The organism is Lentzea sp. NBC_00516 (assembly GCF_036346835.1).
In the GTDB taxonomy this organism is placed as follows: Bacteria; Actinomycetota; Actinomycetes; order Mycobacteriales; family Pseudonocardiaceae; genus Lentzea; species Lentzea sokolovensis.
Map to the genome: position 1 here is coordinate 1127577 of NZ_CP107840.1, position 21196 is coordinate 1148772.

Consider the following 21196-nt stretch of genomic DNA (forward strand, 5'->3'; position numbering starts at 1 on the left):
ATGAGCGTGCGGTTGCACTACCACGAAGCCGGTACCGACAACGCCGAGACGCTGGTCCTGCTGCACGGTGGCGGGCCAGGCGCGTCGGCGCTGAGCAACTTCCGCGCGAACATCCCGGTGTTCGCGAAGTCGTTCCGCGTGCTGGCGGTCGACATGCCGGGGTACGGCCAGTCGGACAAGCCCGCCGAGCACGACCAGTACTTCTCCTTCGCGTCCAGGGCTTTGAAGGATCTGCTGGACTCGCTGGAGATCGAGCGGGCGCACATCCTCGGCAACTCGCTCGGCGGCGGCACCGCGGTCCGCTTCGCGTTGGACAACGGGAAACGCGCTGGTCGACTGGTGCTGATGGGCCCAGGTGGGTTGTCTCTCAACGTCTTCTCGCCCGACCCGACCGAAGGCGTGCGCAAGCTCAGCGCGTTCGCTCGCACACCCACGCGGGAGAAGATCGAGGAGTTCCTGCGGATCATGGTGTTCGACCAGTCGCTGATCACCGACGAGCTGATCGACGAACGGTTCGAGGCCGCGTCGAAGCCGGAGTCGTTGCGGGCCATGGCCGCGCTGGGCAAGTCGTTCTCCGGTCCCGACTTCGAGCAGGGCATGCTCTGGCGCGAGGCCTACAAGCTGCGCCAACGGGTCCTGCTGGTCTGGGGCCGGGAGGACCGGGTGAACCCGCTGGACGGCGCGTTGCTGGCGACGAAACTGATCCCGCGCGTGCAACTGCACGTGTTCGGCGGGTGCGGGCACTGGGCGCAGCTGGAGAAGTTCGACGAGTTCAACCGGCTCGCCCTCGACTTTCTGACGGAGGCGTGATGGGCATCCGGTCGCTGGCGTATCTCCGGATCGAGGCCACCGACATGAACCGGTGGCGCGAGTTCGGGCTGAAGGTCCTCGGCATGGTCGAGGGCAAGGGAACGACTGAGGGCGCGCTGTATCTGCGGATGGACGACTTCCCGGCGCGGCTCGTGATCGTGCCGGGGGAGACTGACCGGTTGCAGGCTTCCGGCTGGGAGGCCGCCACCGAGGCCGAGGTCGAAGAGGTGGCGAAACGCCTGGCCTCGGCCGGGGTCGCGTACGTCGAAGGATCGGCGGAGGACCTGGCGGAGCGGCGGGTCACCGGGCTGATCCGGTTCGAGGACCCGTCCGGCAACACGCTGGAAGTCTTCCACGGCGCGGCCTTGGAGCACCGGCGGGTCGTGTCGCCGTACGGGCACCGGTTCGTGACAGGGGAACAGGGCCTCGGGCACGTCGTGCTGTCCACTTCGGACGACGAGGCCGCGCTGCACTTCTACCGCGACGTGCTGGGATTCCGGCTGCGCGACTCGATGCGGCTGCCACCGCAGTTCGTCGGCAGGCCCGCCGACGGACCGCCCGCGTGGCTGCGGTTCTTCGGCTGCAACCCGCGCCACCACAGCCTCGCGTTCCTGCCGATGCCGACGCCGAGCGGGATCGTGCACCTGATGGTCGAGGTCGAGAACACCGACGACGTGGGCCTGACGCTGGACCGGGCGACCCGGCGCAAGGTGCCGATGTCCGCGACCTTGGGCCGGCACGTCAACGACCTGATGTTGTCGTTCTACATGAAGACGCCCGGCGGGTTCGACGTCGAGTTCGGTTGCGAGGGACGGCAGGTCGACGATGAGGACTGGATCGCACGCGAGAGCACGGCGGTGAGCCTGTGGGGACACGACTTCAGCGTGGGCGTCCAGAAGTAACCGCCCGCTACCGTTCCGTGCTCGGTCACTTCTGCACAGGGGTGACCGTGGTGACCGGCATGTCCGACGACGGGCCGGTCGGGTTCGCCTGCCAGGCCTTCGCGGCGTTGTCGCTGGACCCGCCGCTGGTGGTGTTCTGTCCACAACGGACCTCGCGCAGCTGGGCGGCGATCGCGTCGGCCGGCTCGTTCTGCGTGAACGTGCTGGCCGAAGACCAGCGCGAGGTGTCGACGGTGTTCGGGAAGGCGGGCACGGACAAGTTCTCGACCGTCTCGTGGACGCCTTCCCCGACCGGCGCTCCGGTGCTCGACGGCGCGCTGACCTGGGCCGATTGCCAGGTGTCGGTCGTGCACGACGCCGGTGACCACCACATGGTCGTCGGTTCGGTCGTGGAGCTCGGCCCGGTGCGCGAGGCGCAGCCGCTGCTGTTCTACCGCGGCCGCTACGCCTCGCACGCCGAGCTGGACACCCGCGGCTGGTCCGGCGAGGTCCTCGACAACCTTTTGACCTGGCAGCGTCAATCAGAGTGGAGCTGACGCGGTGACCTGCCACACCGCGGCGGGAATCCGCACCTCGTCCCCGTGCACGAAACCGTCGAACGCGCCCCGGACGGCCGCCATGATCCGGGGCCGTTCGGACTCCTCCGCCGCCTTGAGCGCACGGGAGACCGGTCCGAGGTTGCTCAGGTACGGGACCAGCAGTTCCTCCGGCAGGGAGCGGACGTGGTCCACCGGGCGGATGTCGATCCCGCCCCAGCCGGCCTCGTCGAGGATCTCGCGCGTCCTGCCGGGTTCGGCGAAGGCGTACGGACCTGGCCCGTCCGGATCCGGCGCGGGAGCGTCGGGTAGCAGCGGGGCGGCGGCCTTGCTCGCGGTGGTCATGAACGGGTTCTCGTCCGCGGAGCGCCACGTGATGAAGCAGAGTTCACCGCCGGGCGACGTGGCTCGCAGCAGGTTGCGGAAGGCGGCGGTGGGGTCGTCGAAGAACATGACCCCGAACCTGCTCACGATCAGGTCGAAGCTGGTGTCGAACGCGTGCACCTGTGCGTCGGCCAGGACGTACTCCGCTTTTCCGTGCTCGCGGGCGGCGGCGAGCATCGTCTCGGAGATGTCGACGCCCACGCAGGCCGCCCCGGTGGCCTCGGTGATCGCCCTCGTGACGCCGCCCGTGCCGCACCCGACGTCGAGAACCCGTTCGCGCGGCCGTTCGAGCGCGGCCTGGACGAGCAGGTCCTGGAACGGGCGGAGCATCATGTCGACGATCTCCTGCACGTTCGCCCAGCCCTGCCCCGCGGCGTTCCACCAGGCGGCCTGCTCGCTGTTCACGTCTGCTGTCATGCTCCTACCGTCCTACTTCAAGTCGGCTTGAGGTCAAGTGTCGTGGGCAAAACCGAGATCGGCATCGGCGAGGTGGTCCGGCGTTCCGGTGTACCCGCGTCGACCCTGCGCTACTACGAGGAACGCGGCCTGATCGCGTCCGTGCGACGACAGGGCCTGACCCGCGTGTTCGCACCGGCCGTGCTGGAACAGCTGGCGTTGATCGCAGTCTGCCGCACGGCGGGGTTCTCGCTGGACGAGATCACGCTGATGTTCTCGCCTGACGGCAGCCCGTCGCCGAACCGCGCGATGCTCGCGGCCAAGGCGGACGAGCTGGACGTGACGATCCAGAAGCTGGCGTCGATGCGCGACGACCTGCGGCACGCGGCGGCCTGCCCGGCGCCGACGCACATGGAGTGCCCGACGTTCCGCCGCGTGCTGGGTCAGACCTGAGCCACGTCGACGCTCTTCGGTCAGGGCTGCCTGGGGTGGTGACGGTGATCGACGTAGGGCGCAGCGAGGTCGAGCACGTCGTCGCACGGCCAGAGTTCGCCGTCGAGGTGGCAGTCATCGTGGTTCTCCCACGGTAGTTCCGGATCGCCTCCCGCTGGACTGAAGACGTGGCGGGCGAGCACGCGTCGCTTGGCCTCGACCTCGCGGAGGACGCGGGCGGGGTCGTGCAGTGCCACGTGCTGGGCGATGGCGGGATGAAGTGCGGCGAGTTCTCCTGGGAAAAGATGTTCCCGTCAGCAGCCCAGCCCCCGCATCCGTTACGTTCGCAGCGCCGGGCCAAGTCGGCGTCCTCATCCAGCCGTGCGCTGATGAACGTCGCGAAGTCTTCACTCATCGGGTCATCCTGAGCGACGCGCCGAGTTCCGGTCGACCAGTTTCCTGCATGACACCGATGTCCTCGTTTGCCGTGGACAGCAACGGCACGTCCACAGCTCAGATCTTCGCCCGCAGCCGTTCGAGGTGCACGGCCGGGCTGCCGAACAGCTGGCCGCTGCCGTGCGCCCGCTTGAGGTACAGGTGCGCGTCGTGCTCCCAGGTGATCGCGATGCCGCCGTGCAACTGGACCATCTCGGCGGCGACCTTGAAGAACGCCTCCGAGCAGTACACCTTCGCCACCGCCGCGGACACCTCGTCGGTCGCTGCTTCGGCGGCTGACCTGGCGGTTTCGACGAGGACGTGCATGTCCGCCATGCGGTGCTTCAGCGCCTGGAACGAGCCGATGGGTTTGCCGAACTGCACGCGGGTCTTGGTGTACTCGACGGTGAGTTCGAGGGCTCTCGTGGCGGCGCCGACCTGTTCCGCGCTCAGTGCGGCCAGCGCGATGTCACGGATTTCTGGTGACCAGTGGCCCAGACGGGTTGCCGCCGCGTTGGTCAGGCTGATGGTGGCGAGACGGCGGGTCTGGTCCATCGTCGGCGTGTGTTCGCGGCTGACGCCCGGCTGGTCAGGGTCGACCTCGTACAGGTACTCGCCGTCGCTGACCAGGAGGATCTCGGCCAGGTCGCCGTCCAGGACGTAGCGCTGGACGCCGTCGAGGTGGTCGCTCGTGGCGCTGATCCCGGTGCCGTCCCAAGGCCACACGAGTGTGGCGATGGCCCCGTCGGCGATCCGGCGCAGCAGCCGGTCCGAGTTGTCGAGCGTCAGCAGAGCCTGTGCGGCGATGGTCGAGGCCAGCAGCGGTGACGGGGTGAGGGTGCGGCCCAGTTCTTCGAGGGCGATGCGGGTTTCGGTCAGGCCGGCGCCGGAACCGCCGTGCTGCTCGGGGATCGGGAGCACGCCGATGTCGCACAGCCGCGCCCACACGGCCTTGTCGTAGCCGTGCGGGGTCTCGATGGCCGCGCGGACGTCCGAGTGCTTGTCGAGCAGGCTGCGGACGGCGTCACGCAACGCGAGTTGTTCCGGTGTCACAACGCCTCCAGCACGCGTGCTCGGTGCATCGACGGACTGCCCCACGCCGTGCGCAGGGCTCGGGTCTGCAACAGGAAACGGGCCAGGTCGTGCTCGGCGGTGTAACCGATGGCGCCGTGGACCTGCAGTGCCGTACGGGCGGCCTGCCAGGCGGCGTCGGAGGTGGCGACCTTGGCGGCGGAGACGTCGCGGGAGGACATGGTCACGGCCGCGCCGAACACCAGCGGGCGGGCGAGCTCGAGTCCGATCAGGACGTTCGCGAGGTGGTGCTTGACCGCTTGGAACTGGCCGATGGGCTTGCCGAACTGGGCGCGGGCCTTGGCGTGGGCCGTGGTCATCTCCAGCATGGCGCGGCCGAGGCCGAGGAGTTGGGCCGAGCAGGTCAGGACGCCGAGGTCGAAAGCTCGATCTGCCGGCACGTCGGTGGCGATCACCGGGCCGGCGGAGAGTTCGAAGAGGCGCCGGGCCGGGTCGACGGACTGGAGTTCGGCGGTGGGGGAGGCCTCGCGGAGAGTGTCGCCCTCGACGAGCAGGTAGTGGTCGGCTTCGACGGCATGGGGGAGGAAGGGAGGGAAGGCAACAGACCAGGTCCCAGCCCCAGCCTTGAGGCCGTCCACCAGCGCGGGCACCACCGCGAGCGACTCCACCAGCGGGCCGCTGACCGCGTGATGCCCCAACTCCTCGAACACCACCACGAGGTCGACCGGGTCGGTCACCTCGTCCACTCCGAGCGAGGCCAGGTCCGTCTTCCCCGCGGCCAGGAACCCGTGCAGCACGGTGGCGAAGTCCGTCTGCTCCGGCGAGAGCGTGAACATCATCGCGGCAGCCCCAGGAGTCGTTCGGCGATCACGTTGCGCTGGATCTCGTTGGTACCGGCGTAGATCGGCCCCGACAGCGAGAACAGCCACCCGTCCCGCCACCCCGGCGCGACCTCGCCGAGCAGGTCGAGCGCCGTCTCGTGCAGCGCCACGTCCAGCTCGGACCAGAACACCTTCGTGACGCTGGCGGCAGGCCCGGACAAGGGGCTGGCCAGCGCGCCGAACGTGTGGAGCCGGTAGGCCTGCGCGCCGATCCACGCGTCGACGACCCGATCTCGCAGCGCCGGGTCCGGGTTCTTGCGGTACAGCTCCACCAGCCGGGACGCCGCCGCGGTGAACCGGCCCGGGCTGCGCAAGGTCAGGCCGCGCTCGTTGCCCGCCGTGCTCATCGCCACGCGCCAGCCGTCGCCGACCTCGCCCACGACGTCGTGGTCCGGCACGAACACGTCGTCCAGGAAGATCTCGGCGAAGCCCGGTTCGCCGTCGAGCTGGTCGATCGGCCGCACGGTGACACCTGAAGCACGCAGGTCGAAGAGCAGGTAGGTCAGGCCGCGGTGACGTTCGCCGGGACCGGTGCGGAACAGGCCGAACGCCCGGTCCGCGAACGCCGCCCGCGAGCTCCAGGTCTTCTGACCGCGCAGCAGCCAGCCGCCGTCACACCGGACGGCGGTGCTGCGCAACGACGCCAGGTCCGATCCGGCCTCGGGCTCGGACCAGGCCTGCGCCCAGACCTCGTCGGCACGCGCCATCGACGGCAGGATCCGGGCGCGCTGCTCGTCGGTGCCGTGCGCGAACAACGTCGGTGCCAGCAGGAAGATGCCGTTCTGCGAGACCCGGCCCGGCGCGCCCGAAGCGTGGTATTCCTCCTCGAACACCAGCCACTGCAGCAGTGAGGCTTCCCGGCCACCGTACGAAGAAGGCCACGAGACCACCGACAGCCGTTCGGACGCGAGCAGTCGTTCCCACGAGCGATGTTCCTCGAAGCCCGCTTCAGTGTCCATAGAGGACAGCGGCCGAACGTGCGCGGCCAGCCACGAACGCACCTCTGCCTGGAACTCCACTGTTTGAGCGTCCAGTGAGAGGTCCATCAGCCGGAGGCCTTCTTCATCGAACGGGCGTCCATCCCGGCCAACGCGTCGGAGCTCACCTCGGCGTTGTGCGCGTGCGCGAAGTGGTGCAGCCCGAACACCGAATCCATCCCGGCACGCAACCCCATCAGGTCCTCGGACTGATTGACCGCCTTCTTCGCCAACGCCAGCCCGAAGCGCGGCATCGCCGTGATGCGCGAAGCCAGCTGGAAAGTCGACGATTCCAACTCCGCGCGCGGCACGACACGTGACACCATGCCCCACTCGTAGGCGCGCTGGGCCGAGAACCGGTCGCCGGTGAAGAGCACCTCCTTCGCGGCGCGCGGGCCGAGCATCCACGGGTGCGCGAAGTACTCGACACCCGGAATGCCCATGCGCACCACGGGATCGGCGAAGAACGCGTCCTCCGCGGCCACGATCAGGTCGCACACCCAGGCGAGCATCAGGCCGCCCGCCACGCACGCACCCTGCACCATCGCGATCGTCGGCTTCGGGATCTCCCGCCACCGCCGGCACATGCCGAGGTAGACCTCCATCTCGCGGGCGAAGCGGAGATCACCGCCCTCACGGCCGACGTGGTCCCACCACATCACGGCCTTGCGCTCGAAGGAGACGTCGACATCGCGACCGGGCGAGCCGATGTCGTGGCCCGCGGAGAAGTGGTCGCCGGCACCGGCCAGGACGATCACCTTGACCTCGTCGTCGTTCACGGCGCGGGTGAAGGCCTCGTCCAACGCGTAAGTCATCGCCGAGTTCTGCGCGTTGCGGTACTCCGGGCGGTTCATGGTCACGACGGCGACCGCGTCCCGCCGCTCATACGAGACTGTCACGCGTTCTCCTTGCGCAGTTGGGTTTTGAGGACCTTGCCCATGGCGTTGCGGGGGAGGGTCGGGTGGAACTCGACGGCACGCGGCACCTTGTAGTTCGCCAGCCGTTCGCGACTGAACGCGATTACCTCGTCGGCGGAAAGCACGAAACCAGGTGAGGTGACGATGTGTGCCACCCCGACCTCACCCAGCCGGCCGTCGGCCATCCCGACGACGGCCGACTCCGCGACCCCCGGCAACCGGGCCAGCGCCTGCTCGATCTCGGCGGGGTAGACGTTGAAACCGCCGCAGATGTACATGTCCTTGAGCCGGTCGGTGATCGACAGGTAACCCTGCTCGTCCACCGCACCGACATCGCCGGTGTGCAGCCAGCCGTCGGCGTCGATCGCCGCGGCGGTGGCCTCCGGATCGTCGAGGTAGCCGAGCATCACGTTAGGTCCGCGCAGCAGCACTTCGTCCTGCGAGCCCAGCCGGAGCTCGAACCCCGCCATCGGCGCACCGCACGTGTGCGCGACGGTCTCGGGTGAGTCGCCAGGGCGGCACATGGTGGCGACGACGGCCTCGGTCAGCCCGTAGGCGGTGAGCACGGTCAGCGACAACTCCTCCCGCAGGCGCTCGATCAGCACCACGGGCACGACCGCCGCGCCGGTGACGACCAGCCGCAGACTCGACAGGTCGAACGAGCCGCGCTCGGGATGGTCGAGCAACGCCTGGAAGATCGTCGGCGGCCCGGGCAGCACGGTGATCCGTTCCCGTTCGATCAGCCGCATCGTCTCCACGACGTCGAACACCGGCTGCGGCACGATCGTCGCCCCGGTGAGCAGACAGGCCAGAATCCCCGCCTTGTAACCAAAGGTGTGGAAGAAGGGGTTGACGATCAGATAGCGATCCGCGGACGTCAGCTCACCGCAGGCGGCCCAGGCCTCGGCCACCCCGAGCGACTGCCGGTGCGCGCTCATCGCCCCTTTGCTGCGCCCGGTGGTGCCGGACGTGAACATGACGTCGCAGAGCTGATCTTCATTCAGTTCAGGAAGATCGACGTCCGCGGCGACCCACGAGGCCGGTAATCGCACCACCGCGGGCAGGTCCGGCGACAACGCCCGCAGCTCCGCCTCCCGGTCGCGCCCGAGGAACTCGCCCTCGACGATCAGCACGCGAGCGGCACTGCGTTGCAGCACGTCCAACGTCTCCGTCGCGGTGAACCGCGTGTTGATCGGTACCAGCGCCGCGCCCGCGCGCAACGCCCCGAGCGCCGCGACCACCCAGTGAGCGGAGTTGGGCGCGCACAGAGCCACTCGATCACCCGGTCGCACACCCATCCCGACGAGTGCGCGCGCCGCGTCCAGCACCGCCGAACGCAACTCCAGCCAGGTGAGGCGAACCTCCCCGTCCACCAACGCCTCCGCGTCGATGTACGAAGCAGCAGCGCGGTCGAGCACGGCTGAAACCGTTTGCCTGCTTGGAACGTCCGCCATCACGCCCTCCAAAGCAAGTGCTTGGTAGGTTAGAGTATGGCGCATGGAGTCCTTCCGGCGCGAGGTGCGGGAATGGTTGTCCGCCAACCTCGTCGGTGAGTTCGCTGAGCTGCGCGGCCTGGGTGGACCCGGCCGCGAGCACGAGGCGTTCGAGGGACGGCTGCGGTGGCACCGGCACCTGGCGCGCAACGGGTGGACGTGCCTCGGCTGGCCCGGTGAGCGCAGTGTGGAAGAGCAGGTGATCTTCCACGAGGAGTACGCGGAGGCCGACGCTCCGGCGAAGGTCGACATCGTGGGGGAGGGCCTGCTCGGCCCGACGCTCGTCGCGTTCGGCACGCCAGAGCAGAAGGAACGCTTCCTGCCCAAGATCCGTTCGCTCGAAGAGCTGTGGTGCCAGGGCTATTCCGAACCGGGCGCGGGTTCCGACCTCGCCTCGGTCACGACCAAGGCCACCCTCGAAGGCGACCAGTGGGTGATCAACGGCCAGAAGATCTGGACGTCGAACGCGCACTACTCGGACTGGATCTTCGTCCTCTGCCGCACCGAACCCGGTTCGCAACGGCACAAGGGCCTTTCGTACCTGCTCGTGCCCATGGACCAGCCGGGCGTCGAGGTGCGGCCGATCCGCCAGCTCACCGGCACGTCCGAGTTCAACGAGGTCTTCTTCGACGGCGCCGTCACATCGCGCGAGAACGTCGTCGGGCAGCCCGGCGAGGGCTGGAAGATCGCCATGGCCACCCTCGGCTTCGAGCGCGGCACCGCCATGCTCGGCCACCAGGTCAGCTTCCGCCGCCAGCTCGACGCGATCATGGCCGCCACACCTGACGACGAACGGCTCACCCGAGCGTGGCTCGAACTGCACGTCATGCGCTCGCACACGATGAGAACGCTCAACGACGACCCAGGTCCGGAGGCGTCCGTGCTGAAGCTGTTCTGGGCGGGCTGGCACCGCAGGCTCGGCGAGCTGGCGATGGACTCGCTCGGCCCCGAGTCGATGATCGACGACAACGAGTGGCAGCGGATGTTCCTGTTCAGCCGCGCCGAGACGATCTACGGTGGCTCCGACGAGATCCAGCGCGAGATCATCGCCCACCGCATCCTGGGGCTGCCCCGATGAACGGCCACGACCTGCTCAAGGACAAGATCGTCGTCGTGACGGCCGCGGCGGGCACCGGCATCGGCTCGGCGACCGCGAAGAGGTGCCTCGAAGAAGGCGCGAAGGTCATCATCAGCGACTGGCACGAGCGCCGCCTCAAGGAAACGCACGAGGCACTCGGCACCGACCACGCGATCCCGTGCGACGTCACCAACGAGCAGCAGGTGCAGACGCTCATCGACGAGACGGTCGAGCGCTACGGCCGCATCGACGTGATGGTGAACAACGCCGGCCTCGGCGGCGAGAAGTCCCTGCTGGACATGGCCGACGACGAGTGGTCACGCGTCCTCGACGTCACGCTCAACGGCACCTTCCGCTGCACCAGGGCCGCGCTACGCCAAATGGTCGTCCAACGAAGCGGTGTCGTCGTTAACAACTCCAGTGTGATCGGCTGGCGCGCTCAGAAGGGTCAAGCCCATTACGCGGCAGCGAAAGCCGGAGTCATGGCGCTGACCAGATGTGCCGCGATGGACGTCGCCGAGCACGGCATCCGGGTGAACGCGGTCGCCCCGAGCTTGGCGGCGCACCCGTTCTTGACCAAGGTCACCAGTGAGGAGTTGCTGACGGAGCTGGCGTCCCGAGAAGCCTTTGGGCGCGCCGCCGAGCCCTGGGAGGTCGCGAATGTGATCGTGTTCCTCGCCAGCGACTACTCGACCTACCTGACGGGCGAGGTCGTCTCGGTGAGCAGTCAGCACCCGTGAGGAAGGAACGACCGATGAGTAGCCGGAGGGCCGAGCTGCTGGAGCTCGCCGCGAAGATGTTCGCCGAGCGTGGCTACGGGCAGACCACGGTCAGGGACATCGCGGACGCGGCGGGCATCCTGTCCGGCAGCCTCTACCACCACTTCGACTCGAAGGAGTCGATGGTGGACGAGATCCTGCGGACCTTCCTGGACGAGCTGTTCACGCGGTACCGGGAGATCGTCGAGGCCGGCCTCGGCCCGAAGCAGACGCTGAAAGCGCTGGTCGTGGCGTCGTTCGAGGCGATCGACACCCGGCACGCCGCGGTCGCGATCTACCAGAACGAGTCCAAGCACCTGATGCCGCTGGAGCGGTTCTCCTACGTGGACGATCGCAGCGTGGAGTTCCGCAAGCTGTGGACGGTGCTGCTGGAGGAGGGCATGAGCGCGGGCGTGTTCCGCGCCGACCTCGACGTTGACGTGGCGTACCGGTTCATCCGCGACACGGTGTGGGTGGCCGTGCGGTGGTACCGGCCGGACGGTGACCTGGCCGCGGACGAGGTCGCCGACCAGTACCTCGCGATTCTGCTCGACGGCATCGCCACGGGCCGCAGGAAGAACTCCAAGACGTAGCAAAGCCGTAGAAGGAGGGCCCTCGTGGCCGAGGCGTACATCATCGAGGCTGTGCGGACTCCGGCGGGCAGGCGTGGCGGCGAACTGAGCCACGTGCACCCCGCCGATCTCGGCGCGCACGTGATCACGGCGCTGCTCAACCGGGTCGACGTCGACCCGACGGACGTGGACGACGTGATCTTCGGGTGCGTGGACACGGTCGGCCCGCAGGCGGGTGACATCGCGCGGACGTCCTGGCTGGCGGCGGGTTTCCCGGAGCAGGTGCCGGGCGTGACGGTCGACCGGCAGTGCGGGTCGAGCCAGCAGGCGCTGCACTTCGCGGCGCAGGCGGTGATGTCCGGAACGGCCGACGTCGTGGTCGCGGGCGGCGTGCAGAACATGTCGCAGGTGCCGATCGGGTCAGCCATGACGGTCAGCCCCTTCGAGGGGTGCGAGGGCTGGCAGCACCGGTACGGCGACGAGGAGGTCAACCAGTTCCGGGCGGCCGACCTGATCGCCGTGCGGTGGGACCTGTCGCGCCGCGAGATGGAGGAGTTCGCGCTGCAGAGCCATCTCCGCGCGATCACCGCGATCAAGGAGGGCCGGTTCGACCGCGAGATCGCGCCGGTGAACGGGGTCGCGGCCGACGAGTGCCCGCGTCCCGACACCAGTGCCGAGAAGATGGCGAAGCTGCAGCCGTTGCGGCCGGGCGGACGCACGACGGCGGCGCTGTCGTCGCAGATCTCCGACGGCGCCTCGGCGGTGCTGGTGGTGTCGGAACAGGCCGTGCGCGAGTACAAGCTGAAGCCTCGGGCTCGGGTACACCACATGTCGGCGCGCGGTTCGGATCCGATCTACATGCTGACCGCGCCGATCCGGGCCACCCGGTACGCGCTGGAGCGGGCCGGGATGTCCATTTCGGACATCGACCTGTTCGAGATCAACGAGGCGTTCGCGTCGGTGGCGCTGGCGTGGGCCAAGGAGCTCAAGATCGACATGGGGAAGGTCAACGTCAACGGGGGAGCGCTCGCGCTGGGGCATCCGATCGGCGCGACCGGCACGAAGCTGTTCACGACGTTGCTGCACGAGCTGGAGCGGACGGGTGGCCGGTTCGGGCTGCAGACGATGTGCGAGGGCGGCGGTCAGGCGAACGTGACGATCATCGAACGTCTCTGAGCCGGTCGATCGCCGACTCGGCGTCCTTCACGATGGTCTCGATCAGCTCCGCGCACGTCGGCAGGTCGCCGAGCAGTCCGGCGACCTGACCGGACGCGAGCACGCCCGCGTCGGTCCTGCCCTCGACCAGGCCGGCGCGCAGCAGCATCGGCGTGTTCGCGGCCATGATCACCTGCGACCAGGTGAGGTCCTTGCCGTGCCTCATGGCCAGGCCCTCTTGGATCATCGCGCGCCACGACAGACCCGTGTGCTGCCGGAACCTGGCCGCGTTGGTGACGGCCCGCGCCAGGCTGCTGAGCCTGCCGGACTTTTCGAGGTGCTCGACGAGATCCGACCGCAGGACCCGGTGCGGCAGACCGTCGACGCGGGTCGTCACGACCGTGCCGTTCAGATCCCGTTGCAGGTAGGCCTGTTTCACCGCGTCCGGGACCGTGCTCTCCCGGGTGAGCAGGAACCTGGTGCCCATCGCGATGCCCGCCGCGCCGTACGCGAGCGCCGCCGCGAGGCCTCGGCCGTCGAAGAAGCCGCCGGCCGCGATCACCGGGATGTCGACGGCGTCCAGCACGCTCGGCAGCAGCAGGGTCGTCGCGACGCCGCCGGTGTGGCCACCGCCCTCGCCACCCTGGACGATCACGGCGTGGGCGCCCCACTTCGCGACCTTCTCCGCGTGCCTCGCGGCGCCGATCGACGGGATCACGACGACCCCGGCGTCGTTCAGCTTCGCGATCATGTCCGGTTTCGGGGCCAGCGCGAAGGAAGCGACCTTCACCTGTTCGCGGATCAGCAGATCGATCCGCTCCGGCGCGTCGGAGGCGTCCGCCCGCAGGTTCACGCCGAACGGCGCGGACGTGCGGGACCGGGTCTCCTTGATGGCGGCTTCGAGCTCCGGGTAGGTCATGGTCGCCGAGGCGAGAATGCCGAGGCCGCCCGCTTCGGCCGTCGCGGAGACCAGCCGTGGCCCCGCGACCCAGCCCATTCCGGTCTGCACGACCGGGTGCCGGACGCCGACCAGGTCGGTGAGCGCGGTTCTCACTGCGGGACTTCCTTGTCGCGCTTGCTGCCCGGATCGAGCCTGGTCCTGATCAGGTCCAGTTCCTCGTCGGTCGGGAGCCGCGTCTCGGTGACATCTTCGGCCAGGAGCGGGAACGACGTCTGCTTCTGGACCTCGTCGACCGACACGCCGGGATGCACGGAGACGATGCGCATCGAGTGGTCCGGGGTGTCGAAGTCGAGCACGGCGAGGTTCGTGACGACGCGGTGGATGTCGTGGAACGGCCCGGCGGCGCGGTCGTAGCCGACGCCGGAGACCACGTCCACGGCCTCGACCAGCACTCGCGGGCTGTGCTTCGGCACCCAGTAGCTGGTGCGGTGGTTGACGGTGTTGCCGGGCGCGCCGCGGAACCCGAGCAGCTGCCGGGTGGGCTTGGCGTGGTCGCCGATCGCGGAGATGTTCTGGTTGCCGAACCTGTCGACCTGGTTCGCGCCCATCACGACGTGCCGGCGGCCGTGCGCGACGACGTCGAACACCTTCCGGTACGGCAGCCAGCCCTCCACAGTGGACTCGGGCGTGAGCAGGAACGCCTCGCCGTCGCTCAGCAGCAGGTCCGGTTCGGTGGTGAGACGGGCGAGTTTGGCTCCGAGGGACGGGATGAGGCCCATCGGGCTGGCGAGCGTCTCACCGGCTCCGAGGAACAGGTCGGCGCAGGCGGCGACGCAGACTTCGGCTCGCGTGATGTCGCTCATCCGAGGAACCTCTCGTAGAACTCCGGCCACTTCTCCAGGTCGGCGGCCGCTTCGGCGTAGGAGCGCTGAAGCGCCTCGTCGCGCGGATAGTCCGGGACGCAGCTCGTGAACCCCGCCCCACCCGGCGCTTCCACCACGCCGTCGACCATCATCCGGTTGAGCAGCAACGTCTGCGGCGGCCCGTCGAACGCCTCCACGATCTGCTCGCACGAGACGTAACGCCGGTCCGCGGCCAGGCAGAACAGGTCGTCGAAGTACGGGTCGGGCCCGAGGTACTGCGCGTTGCCGTGCTTGTCCGCGCGGTTGAGGTGCACCAACGCGACGTCGAGCTTCAACGCCGGCATGGCGACCAGTTCTTCGCCGTCGTCGTAGGGCGATCGCACGGTCTTGAGTTCGGGCGCGTACTTCAGCACGTCCGAACCGAGTCCGGCCCTGATCGGCAGGAACGGCAACCGGTGACCTGCCGCCCGCAGCCCGGTCTGGAACATGCCCTCGTCCAGCTCCAGCACCTCGATCGCGGCGGTCTCGCGCGCCCGTTTGAACCACGGGTCGTACGGGATCGAGTCGAGTGAGACGAAACCGTAGACCAGCTTGCGGACCTTGCCCGCCGCGCACAGCAACCCGGCGTCCGCGCCGCCGTAGGTGACGATCGTCAGATCCTTGACATCGGACCGCAGCAGCGCTTTGACCAGTGCCATCGGCTTGCGCCGCGAGCCCCAGCCACCGATGCCGACGGTCATCCCGTCCTTGATCTCGCCGACGACCTCGTCAGCTGTCATTCGCTTGTCGCGCATGGTTTCCGTCCAGGAAGGCCTGCCGGGCGTGGTCGGACACGCCGGTGAGGTTCAGTTCGAAGGTGAAGCCCTGCTCGAAGCGGTAGCTCTGGTGCACGCGCTGCGGGTCGATGCCGTTGATGGCCTCCTTGGCCGCGCGGATCACCGCCGTGTCCTTCTTCGCGATCTCCTTGGCGATCTCGCGCGCCGCGTCGTCGAGCTGTGCGCGCGGCACGACCTCGACGACGCTGCCGTGGTGGTGCAGGGTTTGCGCGCTGACGTTGCGGGCCGTGTAGTAGAGCGTTCGCATCAGGTGCTGCGGAACGAGCCTGGCCAGGTGCGTGGCCGCGCCGAGCGCGCCCCGGTCGACCTCGGGCAGCCCGAACGTGGCGTCGTCGGACGCGACGATGATGTCCGCGTTGCCGACCAGTCCGACACCGCCGCCGAGGCAGAACCCGTTCACCGCGGCGATCACCGGCACCTCGCAGTCGTACACGGCCGCGAAAGCCTTGGCACACCCCCGATTGGCCGCGACGAGCGCGTTGTAGCCCTCGGCGCGCTGGATCTCCTTGAGGTCGACGCCCGCGCAGAAGCCGCGATTCTCGGCCCGGAGGATCACCACACGTGCGTCCGGGTCTTCGCCCGCGGCCGTGATGGCCTTGGCCAGCTCGAACCAGCCCTGCGACGGGATGGCGTTCACCGGGGGATAGTCGACGGTCACCTCGATGATGCCGTTTTCGGTGTGGCTGCTGGAGATTCCCATGGAGCCGCCTTCCGAACCAAGCGATTGCTTGGTAACTTAGCAGTGCTGAAGCGACCGGGGTAGGTGCTTGTGGAACTGGACCTCGACGGAGCAGTCGTCCTCGTGACGGGCGGCGTGCGGGGTGTCGGTCTGGGCATCACCCGTGCGTTTCTCTCGGCCGGGGCTGTCGTCGTGACGTGTGCTCGGCGTTCCGCGGAGGTGGAGGGCGCGTCGTTCGTGCCGTGCGACGTGCGGGACGCGGAGCAGGTGGCTGCCTTGGTGTCCGGGATCGTCGCCGCACACGGCCGCCTCGACGTCGTGGTCAACAACGCCGGTGGCGCGCCGTTCGCGTTGGCGGACAAGGCCTCGCCGCGGTTCCATTCCAAGATCGTCGAGTTGAACCTGCTGGCGCCCTTGCTGGTGTCGCAGGTGGCGAACGAGGTCATGCAGAAGCAGGGCTCGGGCGGGTCGATCGTGAACGTGAGCAGTGTCAGCGGGCGGCGTCCGTCGCCCGGAACCGCCGCTTACGGCGCCGCGAAGGCCGGGCTCGACAACCTGACCTCGTCGCTGGCCGTCGAGTGGGCGCCGAAAGTGCGGGTCAACGCGCTGGCCGTGGGCATGGTGCGCACCGAACAGTCGCATCTGCACTACGGCTCCGAGGCCGGGATCGAGGCCGTGGCGCGGACCGTGCCGTTGGGGCGACTGGCCTCGCCGGACGAGGTCGGCGCATGCGCGGTGTTCCTGGCTTCACCGCTGGCGTCCTACGTCAGCGGCGCGACCTTGGTCGTGCACGGCGGGGGAGAGGCACCCGCGTTCCTGACCGCTGCCGATGGGGGCTCTTCATGAACCGGGTTGTGATCGTGACAGGGGCCGGACGTGGCATCGGCCGTGCCCACGCGCTGGCGTTCGGTGCCGCTGGAGCCAGGGTCGTGGTGAACGACCTCTCCGAGGCGGTCGCGGGCGAGGTGGCGGAGCTGATCGGGCCGCGGGCCGTCGTTAACACCGACGACGTCGGCACCTGGGCAGGTGCGCAACGGCTGGTCGACACCGCGGTGTCGGAGTTCGGCGGCTTGGACGTGCTCGTCAACAACGCCGGCATCGTGCGCGACCGCATGATCGTGAGCTGCGGCGAGGACGAGTGGGACGAGGTCGTCCGCGTTCATCTGAAGGGCCACTTCGCGACGCTGCACCACGCCGCCGCGCATTGGCGCGCCGTGCACAAGGCAGGTGGCGCGGTGTCCGGCCGGGTGATCAACACGTCGTCCGGGGCGGGGATCTTCGGCAGCGTCGGACAGGCGAACTACTCGGCGGCCAAGGCGGGCATCGCCTCGATGACCCTGGTGGCGGCCGCCGAACTGGCGCGGTACGGCATCACGGTCAACGCGATCGCCCCGGCCGCCCGCACGCGGATGACCGAGGCGACGTTCGCGGACACGATGGCGGCGCCGGAGGACGGGTTCGACGCGATGGCCCCGGAGAACGTCTCGCCGCTGGTCGTGTGGCTCGGCAGCGAGGAGGCCGGGGACGTGACAGGGCGGATGTTCGAGGTCGACGGCGGCCGCGTCTGCGTCGTGCACGGGTGGCAGCGCGGGCCTGAGATCGACAAGGGTGAGCGGTGGTCGCCAGAGGAACTGGGGAGCGTCGTCCGCAAGCTCGTGGCCGATGATCACCCGACGCCGGTCTACGGAGCCGACTAACTTCGATCATGTGACCCGTCTGGCCTCCTACACCGCCGTCTCCAGCGCGTTGGCGCTGCTCAGCGACCGTGAACTCGGTGACCTGGTAGATCGTGCCGAGCCGAGAGGGACGGGAATCGGCGGGCCGACGGCGTTGGCGGACGTCGGCGGGATCCCGGTCTTCGTGAAGCGGCTGCCGCTGACCGACCTGGAGCTGCGGCACGCCGGATCGACGGCCAACCTCTACGACCTGCCCATGCACGCCCACTACGGCGTCGGCCTGATCGGCTCGGCGGGCTTCGGCGCCTGGCGTGAGCTGGCCGTGCACGCCATGACGACGGACTGGGTGCTGGCGGGCGAGCACGAGGGTTTCCCGCTGACGTACCACTGGCGGGTCCTGCCGCACCCAGGCCAGACGTTGTCCGCGGAACTGGATCAGGCGGTCGACTACTGGGGACCGGAGGTGGGTCCCCGCATCGAGGCGCTGAAGAAGTCGACCGCGAGCATCGCGCTGTTCCTGGAGTACGTCCCGCAGAATCTGCACGACTGGCTGAACACCCAGGACGACCTCGAAACTGCCTGCGAGATGGTCGAACGCGAGATGGCGGCCGGGGTGGAGTTCATGAACTCCCGTGGCCTGCTGCACTTCGACGGCCACTTCCAGAACATCCTGACCGACGGCGAGCGCCTGTACTTCGCCGACTACGGCCTCGCGATCTCCTCCCGGTTCGACCTGTCCGAGGAGGAGATCGCGTTCTTCGCCGAGAACCAGGACTACGACCGCCACTACACCGTCACGCACCTGATGATGTGGTTCGCGTACCAGTTGCGCTCGCAGGGAGTTCCGCCACGGATCGCGACGATCCTGAGCCGCCACAACGATGTCGCCGCGGTGATGAAGGACTTCTACCGCCGGTTCCAGCACGAGAGCCGGCGGACTCCATACCCGGCCGTGGACCTCAGATCCGTTCGATGATCGTGCCGGTGGCCATGGCGCCACCCGCGCACATCGTGATCAACGCCGTCGAAGCGTCCCTGCGCTCCAACTCGTGCAACGCCGTGGTGATCAGCCGGGTGCCGCTGCTGCCCACGGGGTGACCGATCGCGATCGCGCCGCCGTTGACGTTGACCCGGTCCAGATTCGGCCGGTGCACCGCCGCCCACGACAGCACGACGGACGCGAAGGCCTCGTTGACCTCGAACAGGTCGATGTCGGCCATCTTCATGCCGCTGCGCTTCAGCAACCGCGCGGTGGCGTCCACGGGACCGTCCAGGTGGTAGTACGGGTCGGACCCGACCAGGCACTGCGTGACGATCCGTGCGCGCGGCTTGAGCCCGTGCGCCCGTGCGAATTCCTCGTCCACGACCATCACAGCGGACGCGCCGTCCGAGATCTGCGACGACGTCCCGGCGGTGTGCACGCCGTCCGGTACGACGGGCTTCAACGCCGCCAACGCCTCCAGCGACGTCTCCCGCAGGCCCTGGTCGGTGTCCACGAGTTCCTCGCCGACCTTCACCGGCACCACCTCGGCGGTGAACCGGCCCGCCGCCCACGCCGCCCGCGCCCGGTTCTGCGACTGGACACCGAACCGGTCGACCTCCTCGCGCCCGATGCCACGCCGTTCCGCCACCCGTTCCGCGGCGACGAACTGGTTGGGCAGGTCGATCGTCCACGAGTCGGGGCGCGGCATGCCGGTCTCGCCGATGTTGCTGCGCAACGGCACGCGGCTCATCGCCTCGACCCCGCACGCGATGCCGGCGTCGATCGCGCCCGCCGCGATGAGACCGGCGATGAGGTGCGTGGACTGCTGGGCCGAGCCGCACTGGGCGTCGACGGTGGTGCAGCCGGTGGTCTGCGGCAGGCCCGCGTGCAGCCAGGCCGTGCGGGTGATGTTGTTCGACTGCTCGCCCGCCTGGGTGACGGTGCCGCCGATGACCTGTTCGACGGTGGACGGATCGAGACCTGTCCTGTCAAGAAGACCTCGTTGTGCCGCACCGAGGAGCTCGGCGGCGTGCAGGCCGGACAACCAGCCGTTGCGCCTGCCGATGGGCGTGCGCACCGCTCCCACGATCACCGGACTGCCCACACGAGCCTCCTAGGCCTGGAGAACTAGAACACGTTCCTGTGTTGCTCCAGATTGGCCGTCTGGGGCCTTCAATACAAGCCGCAAGCGTGTTTGAATCGGATAGAACGCGTTCCACCTAGGAGGTGCCTGTGAGCAAGCCGCGCATCCCGGAAGGCTTCGACTTCACCGACCCCGACATGTACGCGAGCCGGCTGCCGTTCGAGGAGTTCGCCGAACTGCGCCAGACCGCGCCGATCTGGTGGAACTCCAAGCCGCTGGGCGAGGGCGGGTTCCCGGACGAAGGCTTCTGGGTGGTGACGAAGCACCACGACGTCAAGGAGGTCTCGCGCAACAGCGAGCTGTTCTCCAGCCGTGAGAACACGGCGATCATCCGGTTCAAGGACGACATGCCGCGCGACAACATCGAGATGCAGCGGCTGCTTCTGCTGAACATGGACCCGCCGACGCACACCAAGCAGCGCGGGATCGTGTCGCGCGGATTCACCCCTCGCGCGGTGAACAGCCTGCGCGAGGCACTCGCTTCGCGCGCCGAGCAGATCGTGGCGGAGGCACTCGAGAAGGGCAGCGGTGACTTCGTCTCGGACGTCGCGTGCGAGCTGCCGTTGCAGGCGATCGCGGAGCTGATCGGGATTCCGCAGGACGACCGTCGCAAGATCTTCGACTGGTCGAACCAGATGATCGCCTACGACGACCCCGAGTTCGAGATCGAGCCGCTGACCGCCGCCACGGAGTTGCTCGGCTACTCCTGGACGATGGCGGAGGACCGGCGCAAGTGCCCGCGTGAGGACATCGTCACCAAGCTCGTCCAGGCGGACGTGGACGGTGCCGGGCTCGCGTCGGAGGAGTTCGGGTTCTTCGTGCTGCTGCTCGCTGTGGCGGGCAACGAGACCACGCGCAACGCCATCACGCACGGCATGAAGGCGTTCTTCGACCACCCCGAGCAGTGGGAGCTGTACAAGGACCAACGGCCCACCACGGCCGGCGACGAGATCGTCCGGTGGGCCACGCCGGTGATCTCGTTCCAGCGCACCGCCATGGCCGACACCGAACTGAGCGGCGTGGAGATCAAGCAGGGGCAGCGGGTCGGGATGTTCTACTCGTCGGCGAACTTCGACGACGAGGTCTTCGAGGCCCCCGAGAAGTTCGACATCCTCCGCGACCCCAACCCGCACCTCGGGTTCGGCGGCAGCGGCGCGCACTTCTGCATCGGCGCCAACCTGGCCCGGCTGGAGATCGACCTGATCTTCAACGCGATCGCCGACGCCATGCCGAACATCCGCCAGATCGCCGAGCCGCGGCGGCTGCGTTCCGGCTGGCTCAACGGCATCAAGGAGTTCCGCGTCCAGTACTCGTGACGCACGACTGAGGGCCCCTCCGGTTCGGAGGGGCCCTCAGT

At 68.7% G+C, this 21196-nt stretch carries 24 protein-coding genes; 12 read left to right on the plus strand and 12 right to left on the minus strand.

Features of this window, described 5'->3' with window-relative positions:
* Genes hsaD through hsaB form a run of 3 tightly spaced genes read left to right on the plus strand, consistent with a single transcriptional unit; the run spans position 1 to position 2248 of the window.
* Positions 1–810: a 4,5:9,10-diseco-3-hydroxy-5,9,17-trioxoandrosta-1(10),2-diene-4-oate hydrolase gene (hsaD, locus tag OG205_RS04890; RefSeq protein ID WP_330275035.1), complete on the plus strand. Its 810-nt coding sequence runs from the start codon at positions 1–3 to the stop codon at positions 808–810.
* Complete coding sequence (gene hsaC / locus OG205_RS04895; RefSeq protein ID WP_330275036.1) at positions 810–1712, plus strand: iron-dependent extradiol dioxygenase HsaC; 903 nt, start codon at positions 810–812, stop codon at positions 1710–1712. The genes hsaD and hsaC overlap by 1 nt, the downstream gene beginning before the upstream one ends.
* The gene (hsaB, locus tag OG205_RS04900; RefSeq protein ID WP_330275037.1) at positions 1676–2248 is read left to right on the plus strand and encodes a 3-hydroxy-9,10-secoandrosta-1,3,5(10)-triene-9,17-dione monooxygenase reductase subunit; all 573 of its coding nucleotides are present in this window, start codon (positions 1676–1678) and stop codon (positions 2246–2248) included. The genes hsaC and hsaB overlap by 37 nt, the downstream gene beginning before the upstream one ends.
* On the opposite strand, the gene OG205_RS04905 is transcribed toward hsaB, so the two are convergent.
* A complete protein-coding gene (locus OG205_RS04905; protein ID WP_330275038.1) occupies positions 2234–3049 on the minus strand; it encodes a class I SAM-dependent methyltransferase in 816 nt (271 codons plus the stop codon). The genes hsaB and OG205_RS04905 overlap by 15 nt on opposite strands.
* A gap of 42 nt (positions 3050–3091) precedes the next feature.
* Here OG205_RS04905 and OG205_RS04910 point away from each other — a divergent pair, with 42 nt between their 5' ends.
* Positions 3092–3481: a helix-turn-helix domain-containing protein gene (locus tag OG205_RS04910; RefSeq protein WP_330275039.1), complete on the plus strand. Its 390-nt coding sequence runs from the start codon at positions 3092–3094 to the stop codon at positions 3479–3481.
* A 20-nt stretch (positions 3482–3501) separates the two neighbouring features.
* Here OG205_RS04910 and OG205_RS04915 read toward each other — a convergent pair whose 3' ends face one another.
* From OG205_RS04915 to OG205_RS04940, 6 genes are all read right to left on the minus strand, one after another.
* Positions 3502–3729 (minus strand): DUF6221 family protein, encoded by a 228-nt coding sequence (locus OG205_RS04915; protein ID WP_330278103.1) that lies wholly within the window; start codon positions 3727–3729, stop codon positions 3502–3504.
* A 244-nt stretch (positions 3730–3973) separates the two neighbouring features.
* Entirely contained in the window at positions 3974–4948 is a 975-nt protein-coding gene (locus OG205_RS04920; RefSeq protein ID WP_330275040.1) for an acyl-CoA dehydrogenase family protein, read from the minus strand.
* Entirely contained in the window at positions 4945–5766 is an 822-nt protein-coding gene (locus tag OG205_RS04925) for an acyl-CoA dehydrogenase family protein (protein WP_330275041.1), read from the minus strand. Before OG205_RS04925 ends, OG205_RS04920 begins: the two co-directional genes overlap by 4 nt.
* Positions 5763–6854, minus strand: a complete 1092-nt coding sequence (locus tag OG205_RS04930) for an acyl-CoA dehydrogenase family protein (RefSeq protein ID WP_330275042.1) — start codon at positions 6852–6854, stop codon at positions 5763–5765. Before OG205_RS04930 ends, OG205_RS04925 begins: the two co-directional genes overlap by 4 nt.
* The gene (locus tag OG205_RS04935; RefSeq protein ID WP_330275043.1) at positions 6854–7684 is read right to left on the minus strand and encodes an enoyl-CoA hydratase; all 831 of its coding nucleotides are present in this window, start codon (positions 7682–7684) and stop codon (positions 6854–6856) included. Before OG205_RS04935 ends, OG205_RS04930 begins: the two co-directional genes overlap by 1 nt.
* Positions 7681–9156, minus strand: coding sequence for a FadD3 family acyl-CoA ligase (locus OG205_RS04940; protein ID WP_330275044.1), 1476 nt, complete (start codon positions 9154–9156; stop codon positions 7681–7683). The genes OG205_RS04935 and OG205_RS04940 overlap by 4 nt, the downstream gene beginning before the upstream one ends.
* 43 nt (positions 9157–9199) lie before the next feature.
* On the opposite strand from OG205_RS04940, the gene OG205_RS04945 reads away from it, so the two are divergent.
* From OG205_RS04945 to OG205_RS04960, 4 genes are read left to right on the plus strand one after another with little or no spacing between them, the layout of a single operon-like run.
* Positions 9200–10273 (plus strand): acyl-CoA dehydrogenase family protein, encoded by a 1074-nt coding sequence (locus OG205_RS04945; RefSeq protein ID WP_330275045.1) that lies wholly within the window; start codon positions 9200–9202, stop codon positions 10271–10273.
* Positions 10270–11013 (plus strand): SDR family oxidoreductase, encoded by a 744-nt coding sequence (locus tag OG205_RS04950; RefSeq protein WP_330275046.1) that lies wholly within the window; start codon positions 10270–10272, stop codon positions 11011–11013. Before OG205_RS04945 ends, OG205_RS04950 begins: the two co-directional genes overlap by 4 nt.
* Before the next feature lie 14 nt (positions 11014–11027).
* Positions 11028–11624 (plus strand): TetR/AcrR family transcriptional regulator, encoded by a 597-nt coding sequence (locus OG205_RS04955; RefSeq protein ID WP_330275047.1) that lies wholly within the window; start codon positions 11028–11030, stop codon positions 11622–11624.
* Positions 11625–11648: 24 nt separating this feature from the next.
* Positions 11649–12779 carry an acetyl-CoA C-acetyltransferase gene (locus OG205_RS04960; RefSeq protein ID WP_330275048.1) on the plus strand — a complete coding sequence of 377 codons (1131 nt, stop codon included), beginning with the start codon at positions 11649–11651 and terminating at the stop codon, positions 12777–12779.
* On the opposite strand, the gene OG205_RS04965 is transcribed toward OG205_RS04960, so the two are convergent.
* Genes OG205_RS04965 through OG205_RS04980 form a run of 4 tightly spaced genes read right to left on the minus strand, consistent with a single transcriptional unit; the run spans position 12763 to position 16058 of the window.
* Complete coding sequence (locus OG205_RS04965; protein ID WP_330275049.1) at positions 12763–13812, minus strand: NAD(P)H-dependent flavin oxidoreductase; 1050 nt, start codon at positions 13810–13812, stop codon at positions 12763–12765. The two genes, OG205_RS04960 and OG205_RS04965, sit on opposite strands and share 17 nt — an antisense overlap.
* Positions 13809–14522, minus strand: a complete 714-nt coding sequence (locus OG205_RS04970; protein WP_330275050.1) for a CoA-transferase subunit beta — start codon at positions 14520–14522, stop codon at positions 13809–13811. The genes OG205_RS04965 and OG205_RS04970 overlap by 4 nt, the downstream gene beginning before the upstream one ends.
* Entirely contained in the window at positions 14519–15316 is a 798-nt protein-coding gene (locus tag OG205_RS04975; protein WP_330275051.1) for a CoA transferase subunit A, read from the minus strand. The genes OG205_RS04970 and OG205_RS04975 overlap by 4 nt, the downstream gene beginning before the upstream one ends.
* Positions 15291–16058: an enoyl-CoA hydratase family protein gene (locus OG205_RS04980; RefSeq protein WP_330275052.1), complete on the minus strand. Its 768-nt coding sequence runs from the start codon at positions 16056–16058 to the stop codon at positions 15291–15293. Before OG205_RS04980 ends, OG205_RS04975 begins: the two co-directional genes overlap by 26 nt.
* 63 nt (positions 16059–16121) lie before the next feature.
* Between OG205_RS04980 and OG205_RS04985 the strand changes: the two genes are divergently transcribed.
* The 3 genes from OG205_RS04985 to OG205_RS04995 are packed head-to-tail and all read left to right on the plus strand — an operon-like array spanning position 16122 to position 18689.
* Positions 16122–16883, plus strand: coding sequence for an SDR family oxidoreductase (locus OG205_RS04985; RefSeq protein ID WP_330275053.1), 762 nt, complete (start codon positions 16122–16124; stop codon positions 16881–16883).
* The gene (locus OG205_RS04990) at positions 16880–17734 is read left to right on the plus strand and encodes an SDR family oxidoreductase (protein WP_330275054.1); all 855 of its coding nucleotides are present in this window, start codon (positions 16880–16882) and stop codon (positions 17732–17734) included. The genes OG205_RS04985 and OG205_RS04990 overlap by 4 nt, the downstream gene beginning before the upstream one ends.
* 10 nt (positions 17735–17744) lie before the next feature.
* Positions 17745–18689 (plus strand): hypothetical protein, encoded by a 945-nt coding sequence (locus OG205_RS04995; RefSeq protein ID WP_330275055.1) that lies wholly within the window; start codon positions 17745–17747, stop codon positions 18687–18689.
* Here the strand turns inward: OG205_RS04995 and OG205_RS05000 are convergent.
* Positions 18673–19800, minus strand: a complete 1128-nt coding sequence (locus tag OG205_RS05000) for a steroid 3-ketoacyl-CoA thiolase (RefSeq protein ID WP_330275056.1) — start codon at positions 19798–19800, stop codon at positions 18673–18675. The two genes, OG205_RS04995 and OG205_RS05000, sit on opposite strands and share 17 nt — an antisense overlap.
* 128 nt (positions 19801–19928) lie before the next feature.
* Here OG205_RS05000 and OG205_RS05005 point away from each other — a divergent pair, with 128 nt between their 5' ends.
* Entirely contained in the window at positions 19929–21155 is a 1227-nt protein-coding gene (locus OG205_RS05005; protein ID WP_330275057.1) for a cytochrome P450, read from the plus strand.
* Positions 21156–21196: the final 41 nt, after the last annotated feature.